This is a genomic window from Desulfovibrio sp. (assembly GCF_018379785.1).
Taxonomy (GTDB): Bacteria; Desulfobacterota; Desulfovibrionia; order Desulfovibrionales; family Desulfovibrionaceae; genus Desulfovibrio.
This window is the reverse complement of the sequence record NZ_JAGZUV010000004.1, coordinates 25,439-50,488: the sequence shown is the minus strand read 5'-3', so window position 1 is coordinate 50,488 and position 25,050 is coordinate 25,439. Positions and strand designations below refer to the sequence as shown.

Annotated in this window: 20 protein-coding genes; 9 read left to right on the top strand and 11 right to left on the bottom strand. The window is 62.6% G+C overall.

Annotation, left to right across the window (positions count from 1 at the left end; genetic code table 11):
- Positions 1-186: 186 nt before the first annotated feature.
- The 7 genes from pgl to KH208_RS01535 all read right to left on the bottom strand — a co-directional run bounded on the left by pgl (position 187) and on the right by KH208_RS01535 (position 7,180).
- A complete protein-coding gene (gene pgl / locus KH208_RS01565; protein ID WP_291433227.1) occupies positions 187-933 on the bottom strand; it encodes a 6-phosphogluconolactonase in 747 nt (248 codons plus the stop codon).
- A gap of 237 nt (positions 934-1,170) precedes the next feature.
- On the bottom strand, positions 1,171-2,298 hold the full coding sequence (locus tag KH208_RS01560; protein WP_291433225.1) for a translation initiation factor IF-2: 1,128 nt from the start codon (positions 2,296-2,298) through the stop codon (positions 1,171-1,173).
- A 133-nt stretch (positions 2,299-2,431) separates the two neighbouring features.
- Positions 2,432-3,199: a methyltransferase domain-containing protein gene (locus KH208_RS01555; RefSeq protein WP_291433223.1), complete on the bottom strand. Its 768-nt coding sequence runs from the start codon at positions 3,197-3,199 to the stop codon at positions 2,432-2,434.
- 111 nt (positions 3,200-3,310) lie between these two features.
- Positions 3,311-4,450 carry a metallophosphoesterase gene (locus KH208_RS01550; protein WP_291433221.1) on the bottom strand — a complete coding sequence of 380 codons (1,140 nt, stop codon included), beginning with the start codon at positions 4,448-4,450 and terminating at the stop codon, positions 3,311-3,313.
- A gap of 158 nt (positions 4,451-4,608) precedes the next feature.
- Positions 4,609-4,989 carry a RidA family protein gene (locus KH208_RS01545; protein ID WP_291433220.1) on the bottom strand — a complete coding sequence of 127 codons (381 nt, stop codon included), beginning with the start codon at positions 4,987-4,989 and terminating at the stop codon, positions 4,609-4,611.
- A gap of 11 nt (positions 4,990-5,000) precedes the next feature.
- The gene (locus KH208_RS01540; protein ID WP_291433219.1) at positions 5,001-6,227 is read right to left on the bottom strand and encodes an aromatic amino acid transporter; all 1,227 of its coding nucleotides are present in this window, start codon (positions 6,225-6,227) and stop codon (positions 5,001-5,003) included.
- A complete protein-coding gene (locus KH208_RS01535) occupies positions 6,224-7,180 on the bottom strand; it encodes a bile acid:sodium symporter family protein (RefSeq protein ID WP_291433218.1) in 957 nt (318 codons plus the stop codon). Before KH208_RS01535 ends, KH208_RS01540 begins: the two co-directional genes overlap by 4 nt.
- 308 nt (positions 7,181-7,488) lie before the next feature.
- Here KH208_RS01535 and ettA point away from each other — a divergent pair, with 308 nt between their 5' ends.
- Together ettA and KH208_RS01525 are read left to right on the top strand one after the other, a co-directional pair.
- Positions 7,489-9,171: an energy-dependent translational throttle protein EttA gene (ettA, locus tag KH208_RS01530; RefSeq protein WP_291433216.1), complete on the top strand. Its 1,683-nt coding sequence runs from the start codon at positions 7,489-7,491 to the stop codon at positions 9,169-9,171.
- Between the two features lie 61 nt (positions 9,172-9,232).
- Complete coding sequence (locus tag KH208_RS01525) at positions 9,233-10,846, top strand: DUF4139 domain-containing protein (protein ID WP_291433214.1); 1,614 nt, start codon at positions 9,233-9,235, stop codon at positions 10,844-10,846.
- 335 nt (positions 10,847-11,181) lie between these two features.
- On the opposite strand, the gene KH208_RS01520 is transcribed toward KH208_RS01525, so the two are convergent.
- Positions 11,182-11,304 carry a hypothetical protein gene (locus KH208_RS01520; protein ID WP_291433213.1) on the bottom strand — a complete coding sequence of 41 codons (123 nt, stop codon included), beginning with the start codon at positions 11,302-11,304 and terminating at the stop codon, positions 11,182-11,184.
- Between the two features lie 54 nt (positions 11,305-11,358).
- Between KH208_RS01520 and kdpA the strand changes: the two genes are divergently transcribed.
- The 6 genes from kdpA to KH208_RS01490 all read left to right on the top strand — a co-directional run bounded on the left by kdpA (position 11,359) and on the right by KH208_RS01490 (position 20,385).
- The gene (kdpA, locus tag KH208_RS01515) at positions 11,359-13,023 is read left to right on the top strand and encodes a potassium-transporting ATPase subunit KdpA (RefSeq protein ID WP_291433212.1); all 1,665 of its coding nucleotides are present in this window, start codon (positions 11,359-11,361) and stop codon (positions 13,021-13,023) included.
- Between the two features lie 33 nt (positions 13,024-13,056).
- The gene (gene kdpB, locus KH208_RS01510; protein ID WP_291433211.1) at positions 13,057-15,156 is read left to right on the top strand and encodes a potassium-transporting ATPase subunit KdpB; all 2,100 of its coding nucleotides are present in this window, start codon (positions 13,057-13,059) and stop codon (positions 15,154-15,156) included.
- A 27-nt stretch (positions 15,157-15,183) separates the two neighbouring features.
- The gene (gene kdpC / locus KH208_RS01505; protein WP_291433210.1) at positions 15,184-15,813 is read left to right on the top strand and encodes a K(+)-transporting ATPase subunit C; all 630 of its coding nucleotides are present in this window, start codon (positions 15,184-15,186) and stop codon (positions 15,811-15,813) included.
- 179 nt (positions 15,814-15,992) lie between these two features.
- Positions 15,993-17,117 carry a kinase gene (locus KH208_RS01500; RefSeq protein ID WP_291433208.1) on the top strand — a complete coding sequence of 375 codons (1,125 nt, stop codon included), beginning with the start codon at positions 15,993-15,995 and terminating at the stop codon, positions 17,115-17,117.
- A gap of 89 nt (positions 17,118-17,206) precedes the next feature.
- Entirely contained in the window at positions 17,207-19,054 is a 1,848-nt protein-coding gene (locus tag KH208_RS01495) for an ATP-binding protein (RefSeq protein WP_291433206.1), read from the top strand.
- Positions 19,051-20,385: a sigma-54 dependent transcriptional regulator gene (locus KH208_RS01490; RefSeq protein ID WP_291433204.1), complete on the top strand. Its 1,335-nt coding sequence runs from the start codon at positions 19,051-19,053 to the stop codon at positions 20,383-20,385. Before KH208_RS01495 ends, KH208_RS01490 begins: the two co-directional genes overlap by 4 nt.
- Before the next feature lie 78 nt (positions 20,386-20,463).
- Here the strand turns inward: KH208_RS01490 and KH208_RS01485 are convergent, their stop codons facing one another.
- The 3 genes from KH208_RS01485 to KH208_RS01475 form a co-directional block, all read right to left on the bottom strand.
- Entirely contained in the window at positions 20,464-21,486 is a 1,023-nt protein-coding gene (locus KH208_RS01485; protein ID WP_291433202.1) for a transporter substrate-binding domain-containing protein, read from the bottom strand.
- A 221-nt stretch (positions 21,487-21,707) separates the two neighbouring features.
- On the bottom strand, positions 21,708-22,787 hold the full coding sequence (locus KH208_RS01480) for an ABC transporter substrate-binding protein (protein ID WP_291433200.1): 1,080 nt from the start codon (positions 22,785-22,787) through the stop codon (positions 21,708-21,710).
- Between the two features lie 38 nt (positions 22,788-22,825).
- Positions 22,826-24,337 (bottom strand): APC family permease, encoded by a 1,512-nt coding sequence (locus KH208_RS01475; RefSeq protein ID WP_291433198.1) that lies wholly within the window; start codon positions 24,335-24,337, stop codon positions 22,826-22,828.
- Positions 24,338-24,665: 328 nt separating this feature from the next.
- On the opposite strand from KH208_RS01475, the gene KH208_RS01470 reads away from it, so the two are divergent.
- Positions 24,666-24,827, top strand: coding sequence for a hypothetical protein (locus KH208_RS01470; protein WP_291433196.1), 162 nt, complete (start codon positions 24,666-24,668; stop codon positions 24,825-24,827).
- Positions 24,828-25,050: the final 223 nt, after the last annotated feature.

The following is a 25,050-nucleotide window of genomic DNA, read 5'->3' as shown; positions in this document are numbered from 1 at the left end:
ATATGCAAAATTTATACCTGAAAAGGGAAATAGAAGAACTGAAGCGTGATGGCATGAAGAGGTTTTATTTTCGCGTCGGTAAGCCCATTATACCGGAGTGTCTTAATAATCTTCGGAAGTTGAAAGGGGAAAAGAGAACCGGTTAACGATTCCCTTTCCCCCTTGAAAAATGGGTAGGTAGTGCCGTTAGTTGCCGGTGGCCGCGGCTTCGTCCACCACCCAGATCAGGTCGCCGATGCCGGGCCGTACCATCTGGGCAGGCAGGGTGGGCTCTGCCAGCAGATTGAGGGCGCGGGAGAGCACGTCGTGCTTTTCCGCGCCGGTGACCAGAAACATGCAGCAGCGGGCGTTGTTGATGACCGGCAGGGTCAGGGTCAGGCGGTCGGCCTTGCGCTCGGGCACGTACTGGTCGATGACCAGGCGTTTCTTTTCGGCCAGGGCCGGAGAATTGGGAAAGATGGAGCCGGTGTGCCCGTCCTCGCCCATGCCCAGAAGCATGAAGTCAAAACGCGGCAGTTCCTGCGGACCGAGATTGAAATCATGGCGGATCTGCTGTTCGTACTTGACGGCGGCCTCTACCGGGTCCGCTTCGCCGCGCATGCGGAAAAAGTGCGTGGCCGGCACCTGGCTGAGCAGTTCGCGCCGGGCCAGGCCGTAATTGCTCTCGGGATGTTCCGGTCCCACACAGCGCTCGTCCACCCAGAAAAAGGTCATTTTGTCCCAAGGCAGGCGGTCGGCCCAGTCGTCGGCTGCCAGCAGGCGGAAGAGGGGGATGGGGGTCTGCCCGCCGGAAAGGGCGATTTTGAACACGCCGCGCTCGGCCACGGCCTCTTCGCAGGCCGCCGCCAGGATGTGGGCGGCCCGCTCGGCCATGGCGGCGGGATCTTTGTGGATATGCACGGAAAGATGAATGGAACGGCTGCGGCCCTGCATGTGCGGCTCCTTGCGTAAATGAGGCCGGTCTTGCGCCGGCGGGTACTTTTATGGTCTGATCCAATGAACTATGGCACAGATGCTCTGGAGAGAAAAGTTATATTTTTTCATTTTGCCGGATAAGCTGCTGAAATCTTCCCATATTCCATTTCCAGGCAAGCGTTTTGAAGTTTTTTATCCGGAAGCGGAATGCGCGGCGGGATGGCGACCCCGCGGCACTGGACCAGTTGGACGGAATCAGTTCTGAAAGATGGGAGAGAGGCAGAAGCCCGGGAAGTGGTGATGCCCCGGCTTGTTGCAGGCTTTCAGGATGTCGGGCACATCGACGATATGCAGCACTTCGGCATTGCTCAGCCCCAGCGTGCGCCAGGTCGCCGTGCAGGTCAGCGGTCCGGCGGCCAGCAGGCTCCGGCCCTGGGGGCTCTGTCCGTCCAGCTCAATGCTCCAGCGTTGGTCGAAATCCTCGCCCGGCGCGACGGGCCGGGCCGCGTTGAGAAAACGGCGCAACAGCTTCGTGCCGTCCGGGCCGCTGAAAGTGGCGTCCAGATCAAGATTGTTCACCGAAACGTCGCCCGTATTGCGGGCCAGCACATGCGCCACCAGAACCAGGGTTTTGCCGTCTGAAAGCAGGCCCGCGCTGGCCGTGCAGGATTGCAGGGGCAGGATGCCGTCCATGCGTTTGCTGGTGGCGGCGTTTTTACGGATCAGCACATCGTGGCGGGCGGTCAGGCGCGCCCGCAGCGCGTCGCGGAACTGCCTGGTCAGCTCGTCGGCGTTGACCAGATCGCGGACGATCCAGCCGTCCGGGCCTTTTTCCATGCTCAGGATCAGGGGAAAGGTCCGGTCCATCAGCAGGGGATGACGGATGTCGGAAGAAAGCAGAACCGTGCCGCTTTCAGCGGGGCGCATGCTGAGATTGGCGATGAACTGGGCCAGAAAATCGGGCGGCAGTAAAGTCAGCGGCTGTTGCAGCAGTTTTTCCGGGTCTTCCTCTTTCTCCGCCTGGCCCTTGGCCGGTTCCTCCTTGCTCAGAAATTTTTTGAGCAGGCCGGTCTGAATAATGTCTTTCAGGGCGCGGATCTGGTCCGGCCCCTGTTTAAAAAAGGCAAAGTTCCGCGCCACGGCCTCGGCCAAATGTCCGGAGAGGGTGTTGAAGTCCACGCGCAGGGCCAGTTCTTCCGGCTTGGGCGGCGAGAGAGCCGCCTGCAGGCGGACATAGGCGTACTCGCTGCTCTGGCGGTACTGGTAATAGCGCCAGCCGTAAAAGCCGCCCGCCGCCAGGGCCGCTGCCAGCAGGACCACGGTCAGGGCCAGAACGTGTTCGCGCGCCAGCGCGGCCAGGGTCGAGAGCAGGGGCAGTTTCATGCGCTTTTCCCGCGTTTTTTGAGGGGAGAGATCAGTGTCGCGTCAGCGACACATGCCGCAAACCCGCAAGGGATTGCGCGCCGCCGCAGGCGGCGTAAGCACAGTAAAAACCATGTTTTTTGCTGTGCGATCTTCACGCCGAACCGACAGGTGAGGCGTGACATCTCACTAGATTTTTCTGACCGCATTCCAGCACCGGCTCGGGGCGGCGCAGACGTCCCCGCCCCAGGCGCAGGGGCAGCGGCGTCACCGGTTTGAGCGGCACCAGATCCAGACGGATGGCGCCCCAGGCGCCCACGGGCAGGCCGCGCAGCCAGGCATTGCAGGGCGCGGCGGCGCATTGTCTGTTCCAGGTGCGGATCGGACCGGCCAGAGTGCTCAGGCCGGTCAGGCGACCGGCCTTGAAAGCCTTGAGCAGCCGCCAGATTCGCCACCAGCAGTAGGCCGGTTCGGGCCAGACTGTTTTGTGGCCGCTCAGGCGTCGGCAGAGCCAGGGCAGGGACGCGGCATTCCAGAAGGTGACGGTCAGGCCCCGCGCCGCCACCCGCAAGGCCTCGCGCGCGCTGGCCGCGAGGCCGTCGCCGTCGGCGGCCGTCACATGCAGAACGACCCAGTCAAAGGCATTGTCCTCAAAGGGAAGATGGTCATCCGCAGCCGCTTCCACTTCGGTTCCGGCGGGGGCAGTGGCCGCGGCCCGCGCCCGCAGGGCGGGCGTCAGCTCCGTGCCGGTCACGTCAAAGCCGCATTCCCAGAGCAGGGACAGGAACAGGCCTTCGCCGCAGTTGACTTCCAAAAGGCTTTTGCCCCGCCTCGGCCACGCCGCCAGGCATTGTTGCAGCAGGCGCATTTGCAGGCTCAGGGCAAAACGCCCCGCCCGGCTTTCGGACCATTCTTTTTCCATCTGCGTGACCTTTTCCCGTTTTCAGCCGGAAGCGAACATAACTCACTATTTTGCAAAGACCGGAAAATGGCAAGGGGGATGTACGCCGGTTCCCGTATGCTTTCAGGGAGATTATCCGTTCTTTCCGCTGCGCAGCGTGATTTCCGTGATTTCCGAGGGCACGAACAGGCGCAGGGGAAAGCCCGTCCACAGGCCGCTGCCGGGGCTCACATACAGCAAAGTGCGTCCCGCATGATAGGTTCCCGCGAGAAAGCCGTCGTTGAACCAGCCGACAATTTGGTTGACCCCGAATAACTGCCCGCCGTGGGTATGGCCGGAAAGCTGAAGATCCACGTTTTCCTGAGCGCTCTGCTCCACCAGGCGGGGCCGGTGGGCCAGCATGATGCGCGCGGCGTTTCGGGGCGCGCCTTCCAGGGCCCGCCGCATGTCCGGGCCGGGCAGGCCGAAGGCCGGGGCGGCCTGGTCGGTGACGCCCGCCAGCACCAACTTTTGGCCCCGAGTTTCCAGAACCACATGGGCATTCTCCAGGGGCCTGATGCCCTGCTCGCGGCTTTTAGCCATCCAGCCCCGGTAGCCCCAGTAGTATTCATGATTCCCTGTGCAGGAAAACACGCCCAGCGGCGCGCGCAAATCCGCCAGCGGCGCAAGGTCTCCGCTTCGCCAGGCAGGCGGACCGTCGGCCAGATCGCCGGTGATCACGATCAGATCCGGCTTGAGCGCGTTGGTTTTGTCCACCACGGCCCGGACCCAGTCCCGTGGAAATCCGGAACTGATGTGCAGATCCGAAAGCTGGACGATGCGCAGACCGTTCAGGGCTTGCGGCAGCCGGGGCAAGGCCAGGCTTAACTTGCGCACGTCCGGCACGCGCAATGCCTGCCAGACGGCCACGGCGCTCAGAAACAGGGAAAGCGCCAGCAGACCGGCGGCCCATTCACCGTTGGAAAACGGCAGCGTCGGCACATGCGGCAGAGCTTTGCGCGCCAGCCACAGGGCAAGCAGCAGGGCGTCGCGCAATGCGCAGAGGATGATCAGCAGGATCAGCGAGCCGTGCAGCACGCCCGTGGCGGCCGTCAGCCAGCGCGGCAGCTCCGGCATCATGGTGCCGAAAGCCATGCGGAAAAAATAGAGCTTCAGCGCGACAAGCACCACCAGCAGGCTGAGAACGAGCTTGAGCCAGAGCGGCAGGCGCAGCGGCAGAATCAGGCGGACAATGACGTAAAGCGAGAGGCTGGTGGCGAGGATATGCAGCATGGGAAAAAAGCGGGCATGAGGGAAGAGGTGAGGGCCGCGTCGGCGTAAATGTATCCGATTTCAACGCGAAGCCGCGCCGGCACGGAGCGGGCGGAAAAGCGCAACGGCTCTTCCGCCCGCTGGAAAACCGGGTTTGAGGTCAGTCGGCTAGGCGGAATTTACGCCACGGCGATGGCTTCAATTTCCACCTGCACGCCCAGAGGCAGGGCGCTGACTTCCACGCAGGAACGGGCCGGGCAGGGAGCCTTGAAGTGTTGCTTGTAGACTTCGTTGACCAGCGGGAATTTGCTGATGTCGGTGAGGAAGACCGTGGTTTTGACCACATTGTCCAGGCTGAGGCCCTGGGATTCCAGGACGGCGGCCAGATTTTTGCAGGCCCGCGAGGCCTGTTCCTCAATGCCGCCTTCCACCAGCTTGCCCGTGGCCGGATCAAGAGGCACCTGGCCGGAAAGGAAAAGCATGTCCCCCGCGCGGATGGCCTGGCTGTATGGGCCCACAGCGGCGGGCGCTTTATCGGTGCTGACGACTTCCTTTTTCATGACCTTCTCCTTTACTGATACATGGGTAAGAGTTTGAAGACAAAAAACGTATGACAGACGGCCACAAGAATGCCGTACAACAGCAGCAGAGGCACAAGCAGCGCGCCGCCCGGCGCGGCATAGCCGTGCGCGGCGAACCGCCGTCTCCCGGCTCTCAGGAGCAGGGCGGGCACGATCACGGACCAGATGGAGGCCGCCAGCCCGGCCCAGCCGATGGCCGGCAAAAAGCCGTCCGGCCAGATCAGGCCGCAGAGCATGGGCGGCGCAAAGGTGATCAACAGGGTTTTGGTGCGTCCCAGGCGGCTGTCGTCAAAATTGCACAGATCCGCCATGTAGTCAAAAAGGCCCAGGCCCGCGCCCAGAAAGGACGTGGCCACGGCCAACAGGGAAAAGGCTTCCAGCAGACGCAGGACGACGCTGTTCAGATTGTTCCCGGCGGCGGCCACCAGATCGCCCACATTGCCCCCGGCGGCGATGACGGCTTTGAAGTGCTCGCGGGGGATGTTGCCGTCCGCCGCCACGATCCAGGAAAGATAGCAGACCAGGGCGATGAGCGTGCCGTAACGCAGGCAGGCGTTGATGGTGCGGGGTTCCTTGCCCAGGTATTTGACCAGGCTCGGCACCGAGGCGTGGAAGCAGAACGAGGTCAGATAGGTGGACACGGCTCCCCAGATGAAGATGGCTTGGCCGCCGCTGCCCTTGACGTCCAACAGGGTGTCCAGACGGATGTGGCCGATCATGCCGCTGATGGAGAGCAGAAAGGACAGGGCCATGCCGCCCATGAGCAGCACGGAAAGACGGTCCACCATCTTGGAGCTCCACCAGACGCAGACCGTGAGCAACAGGGCGAAGAGCAGGCTGGAGAGCAGACGGGGCGGCGTGCTGCCCAGTATGGGCGCGAGGCTCTGCTGGACCACGGAACCGCCGCCGCTGACGTAGGCGTACACCAGGGTGTAGAGCACAAAAGCCACGGCCAGGCCGTTGAGCGTGCTCCAGAACGGGCCCAGCAGCTCACGCACCAGGGTGTGGAAGCTGTCTCCGGGTTCAAAATGCAGATTGACTTCCAGAATGGCCTGGCTGGAGCGGAACATGCAGAACCAGGAGACCAGCAGCAGGCCTACGGACCAGTAAAACCACATGCCCGCCGAAATCATGGGCAGGGCCAGCATGCCCGCGCCGATGGCCGTGCCGGCCACAATCATGGTGCCGCCCAGAATGGGGAGGAAGCGGCTGCTCATGCCTGCTCCTTTGTTGTCGCCGCGCCGAGCGGACGGGTGTGAAAATAGTTGGAAAGCAGCGCCCCGGAGATATTCTGCCAGACGCTGAACAGGGCCCCGGCAATGGCCGAGGCCGGTGAAAAATGCGTCAGGGCCAGCGCCGTGGCCAGGCCTGAATTCTGCGTGCCTACTTCCAGGCAGAGGGCCCGGCAGCGGCTTTCGCCCAGGTTCCATGCGCGGGCCAGGGCGTAGCCCAGGGCCAGACCCAGCAGATTATGAATAACGACCACCAGAAATACGGAGGCTTCGGCGTGCAGGATGCGCTCCGCATTGACGGCGATGATCCCGGCCACCACCAGGGTGATGACCAGGGCCGAGAGCAGGGGCAGAAAAGGCAGGGCCTTTTGCGCCAGAGGGCGGCAGAAACGGTGGACGGCCAGGCCCAGCAGTACCGGCAGCAAAACGATGTTGACGATGGAAAGGAACAGTCCCCACACGTCCACCGGCACCCAGACGCCGCCCAGCAGCCAGGTCAGCAGCGGCATGAGGCCCAGAGACAGGAAGGTGGCCACGGCGGTGAGCGCCACGGAATAGGGCACGTCGCCCCGGGCGATGAAGGTCAGCACATTGGAGGCCGTGCCGCCCGGCGCGGCGCCCACCAGAATGACGCCCATGGCCAGATCCGGCGGCAAGCGGAAGAGGCGGCAGAGCAGAAAGGCCAGCAGGGGCATGCAGCCGAACTGGGCCGCCAGCCCCAGAACAATGTCGCGCGGCCGCAAAAAAACATGGCTGAAATCTTCCCAGCGCAAGATCATGCCCATGCCGAACATGATTACCCCCAGCAGCGGGGCCACATGCGGGGCCACCCAGGCGAACAGTCCGGGCCGCCAGAGGGCCAGGGCCGAGCAGGCGATGATGATGGCGCCCATGAAACGGGTGACAAGGGCGCTGAACCTGTGTGCGAGGCGCGGCAAAAGAGCCCTCCGGCTGCTTGGGGAAAGGGGGGAACGCGCAAAAAAATGTGCTCCGCATACTGGCAGAGAGCGCGAATGATGGCAAGCGCGGGTGGAAAAAAGCCGCCGGATCCGGAAATATTGCCGTGTGGAGGCGGAGTTTCCGGCGTAGCGCGATACGGCCGGGCGGCTCGGTGCGCCGGTGTCCGGGCGACCGGCTTGAAAATCGTTCTGGTCCCGGCTATCATCCCCTTTTATATCCGGGCCAGACGGACGCGCCACAAGATATTATCCGCCCGCGCGCCCTGGTCCCAGACTCTGAGGAGCCTATGAGCAACGAACCGGACAAGATTATTTATTCCATGATCCGCGTGTCCAAGCGCCACGGCCAGAAGGAAGTGCTGAAAGACATTTCGCTTTCCTATTTTTACGGGGCCAAGATCGGCGTGCTGGGCCTCAACGGCGCGGGCAAGTCCAGCCTGCTGAAAATTCTGGCCGGTGTGGACCAGGCCTTTGACGGCAAAACCGTGCTGGCCCCCGGCTATACCATCGGTTATCTGGAGCAGGAGCCTCTGGCCGGTGAAACGCGCACTGTGCGCGAAGTGGTGGAGGAGGGCGTCAGCGACCTCGCGGCCATCGCCAGGGAGTTTGAGGAAATCAACGCCAAATTCGCCGAGCCCATGGAGCCGGAGGAAATGGACGCCCTCATCGCCAGGCAGGCCGAAGTGCAGGAGCAGATGGACGCCAAGGGCGTCTGGGATCTGGAATCCCGCCTGGAAATGGCCATGGACGCGCTGCGCTGCCCGCCGGGCGACATGCCGGTGGAGCAGATTTCCGGCGGCGAACGCCGCCGCGTGGCCCTTTGCCGCCTGCTGCTCCAGAATCCCGACATTCTGCTCCTGGACGAACCCACCAACCACCTGGACGCCGAGTCCGTGGCCTGGCTGGAGCGCTATTTGTCCACCTTCCCGGGCACGGTTATCGCCGTGACCCACGACCGCTATTTTCTGGACAACGTGGCGGGCTGGATTCTGGAACTGGACCGGGGCCGGGGCATCCCCTGGAAGGGCAATTATTCCTCCTGGCTGGAACAGAAGCAGAAGCGTCTGGCCGGTGAGGAAAAGGCCGAGGCCGAGCGCCAGAAAACTTTGTCCCGCGAGTTGGAGTGGATCCGCATGTCGCCCAAGGGCCGCCACGCCAAGGGCAAGGCCAGGATCAACGCCTACGAGGCCATGCTTTCGCATGAGAGCGAAAAGCGCGCGCCTGACCTGGAAATCTACATTCCGCCGGGACCGCGCCTGGGCAAGAGCGTCATTGAACTCAAGGACGTGAGCAAGAGCATGGGCGACCGGCTGCTCATGGACAAAGCCGAGGCCCTGATTCCGGCGGGCGCCATTGTGGGCATCATCGGCCCCAACGGCGCCGGCAAGACCACCTTGTTCAAGATGCTGGTAGGGCAGGAGAAGCCGGATTCCGGCAGTTTGAGCGTGGGCGAAACCGTGCAGTTCGCCTATGTGGATCAGGGGCGTGAATCGCTCACGCCCGGCAAGACCGTCTATGAGCTGATCAGCGACGGGCAGGAAACCATTCGGCTCGGCGGGCGCGAAGTCAACGCGCGGGCCTATTGCACGCGCTTCAATTTTCACGGCGCTGATCAGCAGAAAAAGGTGGACATGCTCTCCGGCGGCGAACGCAACCGCCTGCATCTGGCCCGCATGCTCAAGTCCGGGGCCAATGTGCTGCTGCTGGACGAACCCACCAACGACATCGACGTGAACACCATGCGCGCCCTGGAAGACGCCCTGGACAACTTCGCGGGCTGCGTGCTGGTCATCAGCCATGACCGCTGGTTTCTGGATCGTGTGGCGACCCATATCATGGCCTTTGAAGGCGATTCCAGCGTGGCTTTTTTTGAAGGCAATTTCACGGAGTATGAGGAAGACCGCAAAAAGCGCCTGGGCAAGGATGCCGAGACGCCGCATCGACTCAAATTCCGCAAACTGACACGATGACGGCCCGCCCGGCGCCTGGCTGCAAAAGGCCGGGCGCGGCGGCGGAAGCCGTGGAGGATAAATGTATACGACCATGACAATGGCATGGCGGCGGCCCGGCGTTTTGTTCCGGGGCCTGCTGTCAGGCCTTCTTTTGGGCCAGCTGTTTTGCCTGTTCCTTGCCGGACAGGCCGCGGCCGCCGAAAACGCTCCGGAGGTTCAAAACGTCCCGGCCGCGTTGGCCAATCCGGTTTCAGCCCAGCTGTCGCCCGCCGGCGGGCTGCTTGACGTGGAGGAAAACGCCCCGGTCACGACCAAAGACGGCGTGAGCGTGCTGCAGTTTGTGATTCCCGGCGACGCGGAGAACCTGCAACTGGCCGTGCCCGGCCAGAGCGTGGCCCGCTGGAGCGCCGCGCCGCAGCCCCTGGAACAGGACGGCGGCCTGGCCCGGCTGCGCGAGGACCTTTTGGTCAAACGCGCCCGCCTGGCCGGGCAGCTGACCGCCGTGAGCGCGCGGCTGGCGCTCTGGCAGGCCAAGCCGGAAACCATCACCCTGCAGGAGCTGGAGCAGCGCGAAAGGAAAATGCAGGATGTGATTCCGGGCCTGGGCCGGGAACAGGCGGATCTGGAACGCCGCCTGAAGCTCCTGCAGCAGGAGCTGGAACGTCTGCCCGCCAGCCCGGAGCTGGGGCAGCGGATCAGCGTCACCCTGCAAAAGGCCGTGTCCGGCGTGGAGAAACTGCCCGTCCGCTACAGCTATACCTTGAACAATTGCGGCTGGCAGCCGATCTATAACTTCAACGCCCAACCGGAAAAGGGCGACGGCGACATCATCGACGTGCGGCTCATGGCCGAGGTCTGGCAGTTCACGGGCATGGACTGGCGCAATACCAAGCTGACCCTGGCGACGCGCGGCAGCGGCCCGCGCGAGCCCGCCCCCCTGCCGCGCTGGGTGGTGGATTCCTCCCCCAAGCCGGAACCCAGGCCCGCGCCCATGGTTATGATGGCCCCGCGCAAAGCCGCTGGCATGGAAATGGCCGCTGAAGACGGTCCCGCGCAGGCCAACGCGCCGGTGGACCTGGATGCCAGCGGCGTATACGCCACCTGGACCCTGGCCGCGCGCGGCCTGCCCGAAGGGCGCTCGCGCCTGTTGATCACCGCCGACGCCTGGAAGGCCCCCCTGCAATGGCTGGCCCGGCCCAGCGTGGGCGACAGCCGCGTCTGGCTGATGGCTAAGTATGTTCTGCCGCCGCAGCAGGCCTGGCCGGAAGGCCGGGCGGAATACAGCGTGGACGGCCAGAGCGTGGGCCAGGGCCTGTTCCGCCCGCGCGGCGGCGAGGCCACCCTCTTCTTCGGCGCGGACCCGCGCGTCAGCGTGACCACCACGGCGGACAGCAGAAAGCGCGGCGAAAGCGGCTTTATCGACAAAAGCAAGAATTGGACCTGGGCCTGGACCTACACTCTGACCAACAGCCACCCCAAGGCCCTGACCGTGCGGCTGGAGCGCCCGGCTCCCATGATCGTGGACCAGAGCGTCAGCGTGAGCTATGACGATACTCCCCCCTCCCAGAAAGACGAGAAGAAGCATATGCTCTTCTGGGAAGTGAAGGTGCCTGCCGACGGCAAGGCCAGCGTGCATCACAGCGTGACCATTTCGTCGCCGACCAAGTTGCCGTTGTTGCCTGACGCCCCTTAGAGCATTTCAAAGGTAATCTGCTCCAGGCTTGGCGTCTTTCACCGATAACCCGTCTGACTAACGCGCGCCGTCCTTGTGGACGGCGCGCGTTTTTGCTTTTTGCGTCTTCCTTTTGATCCCGCCAGCCTCACTCCGGCGATGCCTTCGTTTTACATTTTGTAATCCCGACTCCAAGTTATGTTACAAAATGAAAGGCTTTTCTGCACTGCATAAATCATATCATATTGAAATTAAATAAAAATATTGTTTGGTACGGGCCTTGCTCAATACCGGATACGCCGGGCCGACGCCGGGCGCGATCTCTGTCGCAAGGAGGAATCATGTTCGTCATCTGTTTAGGGCTGGGGCTGACCGTCTTCGCCGGTATGGCCCTGCTGACCGTGGCCTGCGCCAAATTGTAAGAAGAAAATGGAGAACATCATGTTGTATGTTTCGGGGCTGGCATTGCTGTTCTGCATTGCCTATCTCGTCTGGGTTATTCTGAACACGGAAAAACTGTAGGAGGCGCGGCCATGCTGTATGTCTTTCTGCTGGTGGCGCTCAGCGTCGCCGTGTCCTGGCCCCTCGGCAAGATGGCGGCCTGGGCCATGAATGATCCGGTTGCGGGTCGCGGCTTCCGGCATGCTGCCGAACGTCTGTTTGTGAAGGTCGGCGGTAAGATCGTCACCAAACAGCAGGGCTGGAAGAGCTACGTTTTGTCCATGCTGCTGTTCAACGTGCTTATTTTCATCTCCGTCTTTCTGGTGCTGGGCGCGCAGCAGTGGCTGCCGCTTAATCCCGACGCCAAGGGCGCACTGGAAGGCAGCCTGATTTTCAACACCACGGCGTCTTTCACCACCAATACCAATTTGCAGCACTATTCCGGCGAGCAGGCGCTCAGCTATCTGGGCCAGTTCGCGCTGATGTGGCTGCAATACCTGACCCCGGCCACAGGCCTGGCCTGCCTGGCCGCACTGGCGCGCGGCCTGTCCGGCAAGGTGCTGATGGGCAATTTTTATGCCGACGTGATGCGGGCCACTTTCCTGGTGCTGCTGCCCGTTTGCGTGGTGACGGCCAGCATGCTGGTGCTGGGCGGCGTAGTTATGACGTTTGACGGCTCCGTGGCCGCCCATACCCTGGAGGGGGCCAAACAGATCATCGCCCGCGGTCCGGTGGCGGCCTTTGTGACCATCAAGCAACTGGGCACCAACGGCGGCGGCTTTTTCGGACCAAACTCCACACATCCTTTTGAAAACGCCGGATTTTTCACGAACGTGGTGGAAACCGTGGCCCTGATCGTTATTCCCATGGCCTGCGTCTGGATGTTCGGGCGGATCACGGGACGCATGAAGCACGCGGTCGTGATCTTCGCGGTGATGCTGAGCCTGTTCTGCGCCAAGCTATGCTTTGCCGTGTATTTTGAAAGCGCTCCTGCCGCCGCTTTCCATGGTCTGGATATTGAAAACAGCTCCAACCTGGAAGGCAAGGAACTGCGCTACGGCACCACCGCCGGCCCGGCCTGGAGCGTCTTTACCACAGCCACCAGCAACGGTTCGGTCAATGCCATGCACGACAGCCTGAACCCGCTGGCCGGGCTTATCCCCATGATCGGCATGTGGCTGAATGTGGTCTTCGGCGGCGTGGGTGTGGGTTTCATCAATATGTTTCTCTACATCATCGTGGCCGTGTTCATCAGCGGCATGATGGTGGGGCGCACGCCGGAATATCTGGGGCGCAAGGTGGAAACGCGCGAAATGAAGCTGGCCCTGCTGGCCATTCTCGCCCACCCTCTCCTGATTTTGGGCGGCACCGCGCTGTTCGCGGCCACGTCGTGGGGAGCGGATACCGTGGCCAACCCCGGATTCCACGGTTTTTCCGAAATATTGTACGAGTTCACCTCCTCGGCGGCCAACAACGGTTCGGGTTTCGAGGGGCTGGGAGACAATACCGTGCCCTGGAATATCGCCACCGGTCTGGTCATGCTCCTGGCTCGTTACATCCCTATCATCCTGCCCCTGGCTATGGTCGGCTCCCTGGCGGCCAAGACGGCCGCGCCTGAAACCGCGGGCACGTTGCGTACCGATACGCTGCTTTTCGGCGGCATGCTGCTGGGCTGCGTGCTTATCGTGGGCGCGCTGCTCTTCATGCCCGTGGCCGTGCTGGGCCCCATTGCCGAGCACTTGTCCGCCGTGCGCTAGCGGCTGAGAACATTTACTGTGGAGAAATACACAATGGATACCGCAATGAATTATCAGACCGCGCAGGCCAAACTGTCGCGGCGTGCCGGGCGCAAAGCCTCCCTCTTTGAGGCCGGTCTGGTGCGCACGGCGGTCGGGCAGGCATTTGTGATGCTCAATCCCGTGGCCATGATCCGAAATCCGGTGATGTTCGTCACGGAAATCGGCGCGGCCCTGACCACCCTGACCCTGATTCTGGATCTGACCGGGCAGGGCGCGGCCCTGCTGCCCGTGCCCTATACCCTGGCCGTGACCTTTATCCTCTGGCTCACCGTGCTCTTTGCCAACTTCGCCGAGGCCCTGGCCGAAGCCCGGGGCCGGGCCCAGGCCGACAGCCTCAAGCTGACCCGCGCCCGCACCCCGGCCCGGAAGGTGGATGGCGAGAAGCTGGTGGAAGTGTATTCCGATCAGTTGCGTCAGGGCGATCTGGTCAAAGTGGAAGCCGGGGAAGTCATTCCCGTGGACGGCGAAGTGGTGGAAGGCGCGGCCAGCGTGGACGAATCGGCCATCACCGGCGAATCCGCGCCCGTGGTGCGCGAGGCGGGCGGCGACCGTTCCGGCGTCACCGGCGGCACGCGGGTGCTTTCGGACGGCATCCTGATCCGGGTCACGGCCATGCCCGGCCAGTCTTTCCTGGACAGAATGATTGCCCTGGTGGAAGGCGCGGCGCGCCAGAAGACGCCCAACGAACTGGCGCTCACCGTGGTGCTGGCCGGTATGAGTCTGGCTTTTGTGCTGGTGACCGGCGCACTCTGGCCCATGGCCCGCTATTTCAACATTGATCTGCCCATTCCCTGGCTGACCTCACTGCTGGTCTGCCTGATTCCCACCACCATCGGCGCACTGCTGGCGGCCATCGGCCTGGCGGGCATGGACCGGGCTCTGACGGCCAATGTGTTGGCCAAAAGCGGCAAAGCCGTGGAACTGGCCGGTGACATCGACACACTCCTGCTGGACAAGACCGGCACCATTACCATGGGGGACCGCCAGGCTTCGGAATTCTTTCCACTCTCCGGAGTGAAGCCCCTGGAACTGGCGCGCGCGGCCATGTATGCCTCTTTCGGCGACCAGACCCCGGAGGGCAAATCCATCATTGCTCTGGGGGGAAAGCTGCTGGCCGGTGAGGCGCCTTTGGAAGAAGACGTGGCGGCTGGGGCAAAAGTGATTCCCTTTACGGCCCAGACCCGTCTGAGCGGCCTGGAACTGCCCGACGGCACGCTGTACCGCAAGGGCGCTCCCGACACTATTGAGCGCCTTCTGGCCAAGGAAGGCAAGGCCCTGCCGGACGGCCTTTCCACCCTGGTGGAGGCTGTGGCCCGCAGCGGCGCCACGCCGCTGGTGGTGCTGCGCGGCGGCGACGCGCTGGGCGTGGTGGCTCTGGCCGATGTGCTCAAACCGGGCATCTACGGCCGTTTCGCCCGTCTGCGGGCCATGGGCATCCGCATCGTCATGGTCACGGGCGACAATCCGCTCACGGCCGAGGCCATCGCCAGGGAAGCGGGCGTGGACGACTATATCGCCGAGGCCAGGCCCGAGGACAAGCTCGCCTATATCAAGCGGGAGCAGGCCCAGGGACGCTTGATCGCCATGATGGGCGACGGCACCAATGACGCTCCGGCCCTGGCCCAGGCGGACATCGGCGTGGCCATGAACTCCGGCACCCAGGCCGCCAGGGAAGCCGGCAATATGGTGGATCTGGACAGCGACCCCACAAAACTTATTGAAATCATTGAAATAGGCAAGCAGTTGATTATGACCAGGGGCGCGTTGACCACCTTTTCCATCGCCAACGACGTAGCCAAGTATTTCGCCATCATCCCGGCCATGTTCATGCTGGCCATCCCGCAGCTCTCGGCTCTGAATGTTATGGGCCTGGCTTCGCCGCAGAGCGCCGTACTTTCGGCCCTGATCTTCAATGCCGTCATTATTCCGCTGCTTATTCCCATTGCCATCAAGGGCGTGAAATACCGTCCCAAAAGCGCGGAAAGCCTGTTGCGGCATAATCTGCTGGTATACGGCCTGGGCGGCATTCTGGTGCCTTTCGCGGGCATCAAGCTCATCGACATGCTGCTGGCCGGTCTGGGCCTGGCCTGATGGCCCGCAAATGAGTGAGGAAAAGTCATGACGAGTGAACTTACGGGAAATTGGGGCATGCAGCTCGCGGCCTGCCTGCGCCTGATGCTGGTGTCCGCGGTGATCCTCTGTGTGTTGTATCCGTTGAGCATCCTGGCCGTGGGACGCACATTTGCACCCTGGACCGCCCAAGGCTCTCTGCTGACCAATGAGCAGGGCCAGGTGGTGGGCAGTGCGCAGATTGCCCAGGCTTTCACCAGGCCGGAGTATTTCTGGCCGCGCCCGTCGGCTGTGGACTACAAAGCCGACGCCACGGGCGGCAGTAACCTCTCCCCGGCGGGCGAGGCTCTGCGGCAGCGCGCGCTTGAAAGCCTGAAAATCCTGAATGCCACGCCGCAGCGCAAGGTTCCGGCGGATCTGGTCACGGCCTCGGGCAGCGGCATGGACCCGCATATCACGTTGCGCGCCGCGCACTGGCAGGCGGAACGCGTGGCCCGCGCGCGCGGCCTGGAACCTTCGGACGTGGTGGAATTGACGGACAGCCTGGCCGAAACGCCCGGCGGCGTGCTGAACAGCGCGCCCTTGGTCAATGTGCTCAAGCTGAATATGGCTCTGGATCATCTGAGCGGCACGATCGACGCCGGGGCCATGCCCGCTCCGCCGGAGCAGGGGCGGTAAGCCGCCTTGTCCGGGGCCGGGAGGTCGGATAGACTGAAATCCGGCGTGGGAAGGTTTCTTTTCCGACCCGGCCGCTGATGCGGCATCTCAACGCTGATCTGCTCTGGACATGAAGACCGGAGGGACGGGCCGGCACCCGCCCCTCCGTTGTAGTGAAGCTCGGAATATCCGGGGGCGTTATGCGGGAATTTTCGGACGTACTGGCGCGCAAACGCGAAGGTTCGCTCAAAATATATCTGGGCTACGCGGCGGGCGTGGGTAAAACCTGCGCCATGCTTCAGGAGGCCCATAACCTTTTGCAGCAGGGCTTTGACGTGGTGGCCGCCTATGTTGAGCCGCACGAGCGGCCCGATACCCGGGCCCTGCTGGAAGGGCTGGAGCAATTGCCGCCGTTGCGCGTCAGCCAGGGCGGGGCGGCTTTTCCCGAACTGGACGTGGAGGCCCTGATCCGCCGCGCGCCTCAGATCGCCCTGGTGGACGAACTGGCACATACCAACGCGTCCGGCTCCCTGAGGGAAAAACGCTACCAGGACGTGCTGGAAATTCTCTTCCACGGCATCAACGTCATCGGCACCCTCAATGTGCAGCACCTGGAGTCCGTGGCCGAGCGGGTGCAGGAAGCCACGGGCGTGGCCGTGCGTGAGCGTCTGCCCGACGCCTTTCTGGCCCGCGCTGATCAGGTGGTTACGGTGGACGTATCCAAGGAGGATCTGCGCGAGCGCCTGCGCCAGGGCAAGATCTACAAGCCGGAGCAGGCCGAGCGGGCCTTGCGGAATTTTTTCAGTTACGAAAATCTGTCTTTTTTACGCGAGCTCTGCCTGCGAGAGGCCTCGGGCGACCAGATGCGCAAGATCGAGGCCCAGACACTGCTTTCGCCGGAGGCGAAAGGCCACGCCGCCGAGGCAGTGATGGTAGCCATCAGCTCCAATCCCACGGACGCGGAAACCCTGATTCGCAAGGGCATGCGTCTGGCGAGCCAGATGGGCTCGTGCTGTTACGTGGTGTATGTGCAGCGTCAGCGGGAGAGCCCGGAGCGGATCAACGCCGCCGTGCAGCGCGGCCTGCTGAACAATCTGCGGCTGGCCACGCGCCTGGGGGCCGAGGTTGTGGAGCTGACGGGCGAGGACGTGGCCGAAACCCTGGTCAATTTTGCCAGCGCCCGCAATGTGCGGCATGCCTTTTTCGGCAAATCCCGCCTGACGCCGTTGCGCGAACGCCTGCGCGGTTCCTTTATCCTTAATTTTTTGTATGACGCGGTGGGAGTGGACGTGCATATCGTCAATCTGACTCCCAGAGAGGTTTGATGCGGAAAAACCGGGGCTTTCCGGTGTGAATTTTTCATGTCCCCAGACGAAAATATAACGCGTAAAAAGCATCCAACCAGTTGACGGCAATGGATATAACAGTTTTACCCACTCTGCACCGCCGCATCAGCCAGGCCACCCTCAGGCTGGTACTGGCTTTTGGTCTGGCGGGCGGGCTGCTTTGCACGGGCTTTTTCTTTGCCGGGCACGCGCCTGACTCGCTGGTGAGCCGGAATTACGATTCCGTGGCCCTGGCCCGGCAGATGTCCACGGCTCTGGCCGGCTGGCGTTTCCCGGAACTCTATGTCGGGAAGGACCGCGTTGCCTGGCAGACCGAGTTTGAACTGGCCCTGGCCGGAGCGCGGGCCAATGTGACCGAAACGGGTGAGCAGGCGGCGGTGGACGCCGTGGCCCGGAGTTGGAGCGAATTGCTGCTTGCCGGGCCGGAAGACGCGGATATGAGCTACAACCACGTGCGCATGCAGCTCAACGCTCTGGTGGCCCTCAATGAGGAGGGCATCCGGCAAAGGATCGCCGAGGGCCGCTGGTGGCGCGACTTCGTGTTCACGGCTGGCGTTGCCCTGTTCCTGGCGTGCACGCTCTGGGCCTTTTTTCAAACTGACGCCATTGCCGCGCGCATTGCCCATCCCCTGCGCCGCGCGGCCGAGGTGTTTCAGGCCCGTCCGCCCCTGCGCAAGCCTTTGCGCCTGCCCGCGCCGCAGACCTTGGAAGTGCGTATTCTGTTCGAGGAATTCACGCGACTCTGGGCGCGGCTCAGCCAGCTTGACGCCGTGAATCTGAACCGCCTGATCGCGGAAAAAAACAAGCTGGCCGTGCTGCTGGACGCCGCTGAAGACGCCGTGCTGATGCTTGGTCCCGGCGGCGCGGTGGAGCATGCCAGCAGCCGCATGCTGGCTCTGCTGGGGCTCACGCCCAGGGATGTGCTGGGTAAAGTCTGGACGGATCTTTCGAGCACGGCTCCCAATTACCTGACCCTGCGCGCCGTCCTGCACAGCGGCCTGACCGGCAGCCGGGACATTGTCCTTGCGGATCCGGAGCAGCCGGACGACGGCGCGCGCACGGGGGGCGAGCGCTGGTTCTCGGCCCGGAGGCGGGTGGTGGAAGAGCCAAGCCGGGGGGCGCGCGCCGTGGCCGGGCCGAAGCAGAGCCTGGGGCAGGTTTTTCTGCTCACTGAAATCACGGAAAAGAAGCGACGCGACGCCCTGCGCGCGGAAATGATGGATTGGATTTCCCACGAATTGAAAACGCCGGTGCAATCTTTGGGGCTGGCCGCCGATTTGCTGGCCCGGCGGCCTGAAAGCGCGGCGGACCCGGATCTGGCCGCCCTGGTGGCGACCGTGCGGGAGGATGCCGCGCGTCTGCGCACTGTGGCGGCCCAGTTCCTGGATATCGCCCGCATGAGCCCGCATGCTCTGGAGTTGCGGCCAGCGCCGCTGAATCTGCGGGACTGCCTGCCGCGCTGGCTGCAACCCTTTGAACCGGCGGCACGGGAGGCGGGCGTAGCCTTGCGTTGCGATGTTGCGCCGGATCTCCCGCCCGTGTTCCTGGATCAGGAACGCTTTGCCTGGGTACTTTCCAACCTTGTGTCCAATGCCTTGCGCGCCGTGCCTGAGGGCGGCGCGGTCACGGTGGGCGCGGAGCTGGAAGGGGAGGGCGTTCTCGCCTTGAAGGTGACGGACAACGGGCCGGGCATCGACGCCGAGCTGGCCGGACGTCTTTTCGAGCCCTTTTCGCATCGGCGCGCTGCCGGGCGGCGATTGAGCATCGCCGGTCTCGGCCTGGCCATCAGCCGGGCCATTGTGGAAGGGCACGGCGGCACACTGCACTACGCGCCCGCTCCGGAAGGCGGTTCCATTTTTACGGTATGCCTGCCCCTGCCGGAGCGGGACGCCGAAACCGGCGGAGGACTGGTATGACCGGAGATGACTCGGGACTGAGCGTCCTGGTGGTGGACGACGATGCGGCCATCCTGCGCACCCTGCTGTTGACTCTGAAAAGCCTGGGGTGCCGGGTCGTGGGCGAAAGCGGGGGCGAAGCGGCGCTGGCCGCTGTGGAGAAACAGGCGCCCGATCTGCTGCTGACCGACATGCGCATGGAAGGCATGAGCGGAGTGGAGTTGACCGCCGCCGCGCTGGAGCGTCGTCCGGATTTGGTCTGCGTGCTGATGACGGCCTTCGCCTCTTATGAAAATGCGGTGGAAGCCATCAAGGCCGGGGCGTATGACTATCTGCCCAAGCCCTTTTCCGCCGGAGAGCTGGAGCATCTGCTGCGCCGGGTCCGGGATCTGGTGCGCCTGCGGCGTGAAAACGCCCGTCTGAGGCAGGCGCGGCACGGCTGGTTTGAGGGATTGACCTCTCCCGCCGCGCTGGACTTGCAGCGTTTGATGGACAAGCTGGCGCAAAGTGAGGTTTCCGTGCTTTTTCAGGGTGAAACGGGCACCGGCAAAACTTCGTTGGCCCGCGAGCTGCATCGCTGCTCAGCCAGAAGCGGCAAGCCCTTTGTCGAAGTGGTCTGTTCGGCTATCGCCGAACCCCTGTTCGAGTCCGAGGTCTTCGGGCATGTGCGCGGGGCCTTTACCGGCGCGGTACGAGACCGGGCGGGAAAATTCGAGGCCGCCGAGGAGGGCACGCTCTTTCTGGACGAGGTGGGCGAGCTCTCGCCGTCAAGCCAGGCCAAGCTGCTGCGTTTTCTGGAGGACCGGGTCATTGAGCGGGTGGGGGACAACAAGCCCCTGCGCCTGGACGTGCGGGTGCTGGCGGCCACCAACCGGGATTTGCAAAGCCTGGTGGCTGAGGGGCGCTTCCGTGAAGATCTCTATTACCGCCTGAACATTTTTGAATGCCGCCTGCCGCCTCTGCGGGAACGCCGGGAGGACATCCTGCCCCTGGCACAGCGTTTTTTGCGGCAGGCCGCCGGAGAAAAGGCGGTTCCCGTGCTTTCCGGCGAAGCGCGCGACGCCCTGCTGGCCCACGCCTGGCCCGGCAATGCCCGCGAACTGCGCAATGTGATGGAGCGCGCCCTGCTGCTGGCCGAAGGTCCCGAGGTGCGGCGTGCCGACCTGCCCCCGGCCCTGCAGGGCGTAGGCGGCGCGGCGGACGAGGGACGCATTCTGACGCTGGCCGAGGTGGAAGAGGCCCAGATCCGCAAGGTGCTGGGCCTGGGCGTGAGCATGGACAAGGCCGCGGCCCTGCTCGGCATCACCACGGTGACGCTCTGGCGCAAACGCAAGGAGTTGGGCCTGGATTGAACCGGGCCTGAACGGAACGGGGCGGAAGCGCGTTTCCCACGCTTCCGCCCCGCCTCAAAACCTTGTGGGGAGATGCGGTTAAGCCCGCTTGGCGGCGGCCAGCTCGGCTTTAAGCTCTCTGGTCCGCAGGGCCACCTGTTTTTTCAATTCATTCTGCCAGAGCCAGTTCAGGGCCAGACAGAGCAGAAGGGATTCCACCACAAAGAAGAATATCCACTGGAGATGGCGTTCCTGTCCGGCGGGGCGCTCCTGCTGGAGCCACTTTTGGGCCAGCATCTTCTGTTCAGCGGGGGTGATCCGGGCCAGGGCCGTGGAAATCACGCTGAACAATTCCGGCCAGTCCTTGCGTACGGCAATGGCGTGGCCATAGGAGGAATCCACCTTGCCGGCGGGCTGAATCTGCATGATGCCGCCGGTCTGGATTTTTTCCAGCAGGTTGAATTCATAGTCGATGACGGCATCGGCCTCGCCGGTGACGACCCGCTGCAGGGCCTCCAAGGTGTTGGTTACCGGCACGGCGGTGATTTCAGGATGGAATTCCTTCAGGAAGTCATGCCAGGAATAGTTGTTGACCACCGCCACCTTCTTGCCCTTGAGATCCTCAAGGCCGATCTTGTCCAGGCCGCTGCCGCGGCGGGTCATGATGATGCCCGGCATGTTGATGTAAGGCGTGGTGAACAGCATATATTCGCTGCGGCGTCCCGTCTTGGCCGCGGCCATGAAGACGTCGATGAGCTTCTGGCGGGCCTGCTCTTCGGTGCTGGCCCAGTCCGTCAGCCTGCGCACCCGGAAGTCAAGGCCGGTCAGCTTGCTCAGCAGACGCAGATAGTCTCCGCCAAGGCCGGTGTAGCGGCCCCGCTCGTCGAATGTTTCCAACGGGTAGAAGTTGGGGTCCACACCCACGACAATGACGGGATGTTCGGTGACCCAGGCCAGCTCCGCCGGGGGAATCTGGTCCAGTATGGATTTTTTCTGCTCCATCAGGGCGTCCACCACGTCGGTCTTGTCGGCATAGGCGTCGGGAAAGAAAGCCTTAACCCCCAGAACGACCTGAATGGCGATGATGCACAGACCCAGGCAAAGTGTGAGCAGCAGGCGCATATGGCTCTCCGCTTTTCTTTAGAGCATTTACACTTGGAATGCTCGTTTACGGCGAGCAAAGCTCGCCTACTCGCATTTCGGCAAGGATTTGCAGACAAACCCTTGCAAAGCAGTTGACGCATTTCATGCGTGAACCGCCCTAGTTCGGGCGCGCCCCGGCAGGGACAACCCCGCCGGAGTGCGTTTCGCGCGAAAACACGGTTACGCCCTGAGGCGTTTGGCTACTGCTTGGTCACGGCTTGCGGCGTGACCATGTCGATATACTTGGACGTCACATAGGAACTGCCCTGAAGATCCTTGAGGTTCTTCTCCGTGATCAGGCCCACGGAAGCGAAGAATTCGGCCAGTTCGCTCTGCCACTGCTGCACCTGGCTGGGGCCGGCCGACGTGCTGAACAGTTTTTTCTGGGCTTCCAGATTGAAGAACTCATAGGTGTCGAAGTTGAGGTTGATCAGGTCCGTGCTGTAATCCTGGCCGGCCCAGTCCAGATAGAATTTCTGGAACTGCTTGACGACCTCTTCGCGCGGAGCGGTCTGCAACCAGTTGACGCCGCGCAGATAAAGGGTCAGGAAATTCGCGGTCACGTCGGGATACTGCGTGGCGTAGGCGGTATTCGCCACCAGCACGATGGGCAGATGCTTGCCCAGATCCTTGGGGGTGCCCACGGTTTTCCAGCCGCGCTTGTCGCCCACGAAGGTGAAGGGCGCCCAGAGCACCACGGCGTCGCCGATGTTGTAGTCAAAGGCGGTCAGGGCCGGAGCCTGTTCCAGATTCTTGAGGACGATGTCCGATTCCTTGAGGCCCAGGGCATTCAGCCAGAGGTGCAGGGCATAGTCGGCGGACGTCACGCGGGTGCAGAGGATGGTCTTGCCGCGCACGCTTTCAGGGCTGCCGTAGATATTGGGATAGTCCTTGTTGTAGCCCTTGGTTTTCAGGATGGGGCTGTCCGCGCGCACCATGACCGCATTGGCCATGGCTTCGTCGTTGCCCAGGCCGATGACGCTCATATTGTAGCGCAACGCGCCCAGCATGGCCGGCACGGCCCCCAGGCCGCCGAAAATCCAGCTTTTGGCCGGGAAGGCGCGCAGAGCATCGGCGCCGGAATCAAAGGCGTAGATCTGCAGGTCGATGCCCACGGCCTTGTCCCAGCCCTGCTGCTTGGCGTACCAGATGGGAAAGGCTTCCTGACCGGGCAACCAGGCCGTGGGAACCTTGACCAGATCGGCGGCTGCGGCGGGCAGGGCCGCGCCCAGACAGAAGAGGGACATCAGGACCAAGCTGAGACATTTTTTCAACCGCATAGACGTCTCCGTGTGGTAAAATGTTTTGCGGAAGTCGGTTATTGAACGGAGGCGGAAGGTTCCGGCTCTTCTTCGTCAGCTTCCTTGAACAGCACCGGATAATCGCTTTTGCCGAACAGCAGGTAGCGCAGCCGGGAATGGGGAATATGCAGCAACTCCTCACGTCTGTTCAGATAGAACAGGCCGCCCAGGCCCACCCAGATGAAAAGCATGATCCATGACGGCACGCTGATGGCCGCCGGAGAACTGGGGAAAACCAACAAGATAAAGCAGATAATGGAGGTAGCCGCGCCGACTAGGCAGACGGGCTTGCCCCAGCGGGCTTCGGGGATGTCAGGATTCTGGGCCAGATATTTGAAGGCGGTCAGGCTGGTGAACAGATAGGCCAGGGCCGTGCCGATGGCGGACATGTCCACGATCCAGATCAGGGCGGCGCGGCCGAACCACGGCACGATGAGGCAGAGCGCCAGAGTGAAGGCCACGCTCTTCCAGGGCGTATTGTAGCGGGGATGCACGGCGGCAAAGAAGTTGGGCAGGAATTTGCTGCGTCCCATGCTGAACAGCAGACGGGTGGTGGCCATGAAAAAGCCGTTCATGCCCGTCAGAATGCCCGCCAGCACCGGCACAGTCAAGGCCACGCCGCCCCAGCGCCCGAAAATCTGATCCGCCACCCAGCCGGTGGCCCAGGCGTGGTTCTGGCCCAGAAGTTCCTTGTAGGGAATGAGCCCGGCCACGCACAGGGTCACAAGGGCGTAAATGATGGCGCCGCAGATGATTGAAAGCAGCATCAGATCCCGCGCTTTGTGCGGGGAAAAGGTGAACTCCTCGGCGGTCTGGGGGATGGTGTCGAAGCCCACGTACAGCCAGGGGGTCAAGGCCAGCACCATCAGCACACAGGCCAAGGGAGAACGGTCTTCCGCGAAGAGCGGCTCAAGGTTGCCCCAACTGGAGGTATCGGCCTGGATGGTGCCGAAGGTCAGCACCAGCACGCCGATGGTCAGGGCAAAGGCCAGAAAGACCTGGATGGCGCTGGCCGCGCTCATGCCCCTGAAGTTCATCCAGCCGAACAGCAGCAGCACCGCGGAAACAAAGGCCAGTTCTCCGGCGTTGATGTCCCAGCCCGCGATAGTATAGAGGTAGCCCACGTCGAAAACGCCGGGCAGGAGATAGCGTGTCAGAAGGATCATGGCCATGGCGTTGGCCGCGATGACGCAGATATAGCTGAGCACCAGGGCCCAGCCGCAAATAAACGCGCCCTTGGTGCCGAAGCCCGCATAGGCGTATGCGAACGCGCCGCCGGCCACGGGGTAGGGTTTGATCAGAAAACTGTAGCTCAGGGCCACAATGCACTGGAACAGCGCGCCCACAAAGAAGGCGATGACTGTTCCCATGGGACCGGCATCGGGCAAAAAGCGTATCCCCGGCAACACAAAACAGCCCCACCCCACAATGGCACCCAAAGCCAGGGCCAGCACTTCGACGGGGCGAAGCGTTTTTTCAAGTTCTTCACGCCGCTCGCCCGCATGACAGTGCTTTTCTGAATCACCCATGCGCTTCCTCCTGCTCATTGTCTGGTTTTTAGGGCCAGTGTTTTTTCCGGCACGGACGGGGCCGTAAAGCCCGGCCAGTCTCCGGCCGGAATACGCTGCGGACGCCGCGGCACGCTTTCAGCGTGGGCGTCGGCAACGCCGTTTCGCCATCTGGAACTACGCTCCATCCTGTAGGTTTATAACTATCTACCCTAGTTAACCGATTCGCCTTTGAAACCGGCAAATCGTTCTGCGCGGACTTTCGAAAACAGCGATGTAACTTGCCTTCAGACTAATCCGCTTCAGCCGTTGCGGCGAAACAAAGGCAGCTGCGGGGCTTACAGGCCGTATGGATAAAGACGATATGGCTTCTGAAGGCCGCACGACCACAGCGCCGTTGAACAATACTTTTTGCGCGGCATACCGTCAGGAGTTGCGACGCCGTATTTTCTTTGAAGGCAACGCCTGGATTTCAGGAAAAACAGAGCAAGCCGGGCGCGGCCACAGATAATCTATATAAGCAATCCTTGTGCCAAATTGGACATGGCCCGGATGCCGTGCAATGGCGGCAGGTTATTCCTCCGGACCTGTAGGGCGGCCGGATTTCCTCCGTCAAGGGTTGAGTCGATTTGGACTTATTTTCTTTCAACTCCTTGTTTTGTTATAAGTCTATATTGACTTATAATGCATAATCAACTTAGCCGCAGGGGCGGTTGATGGCGGATGCCTGCGAA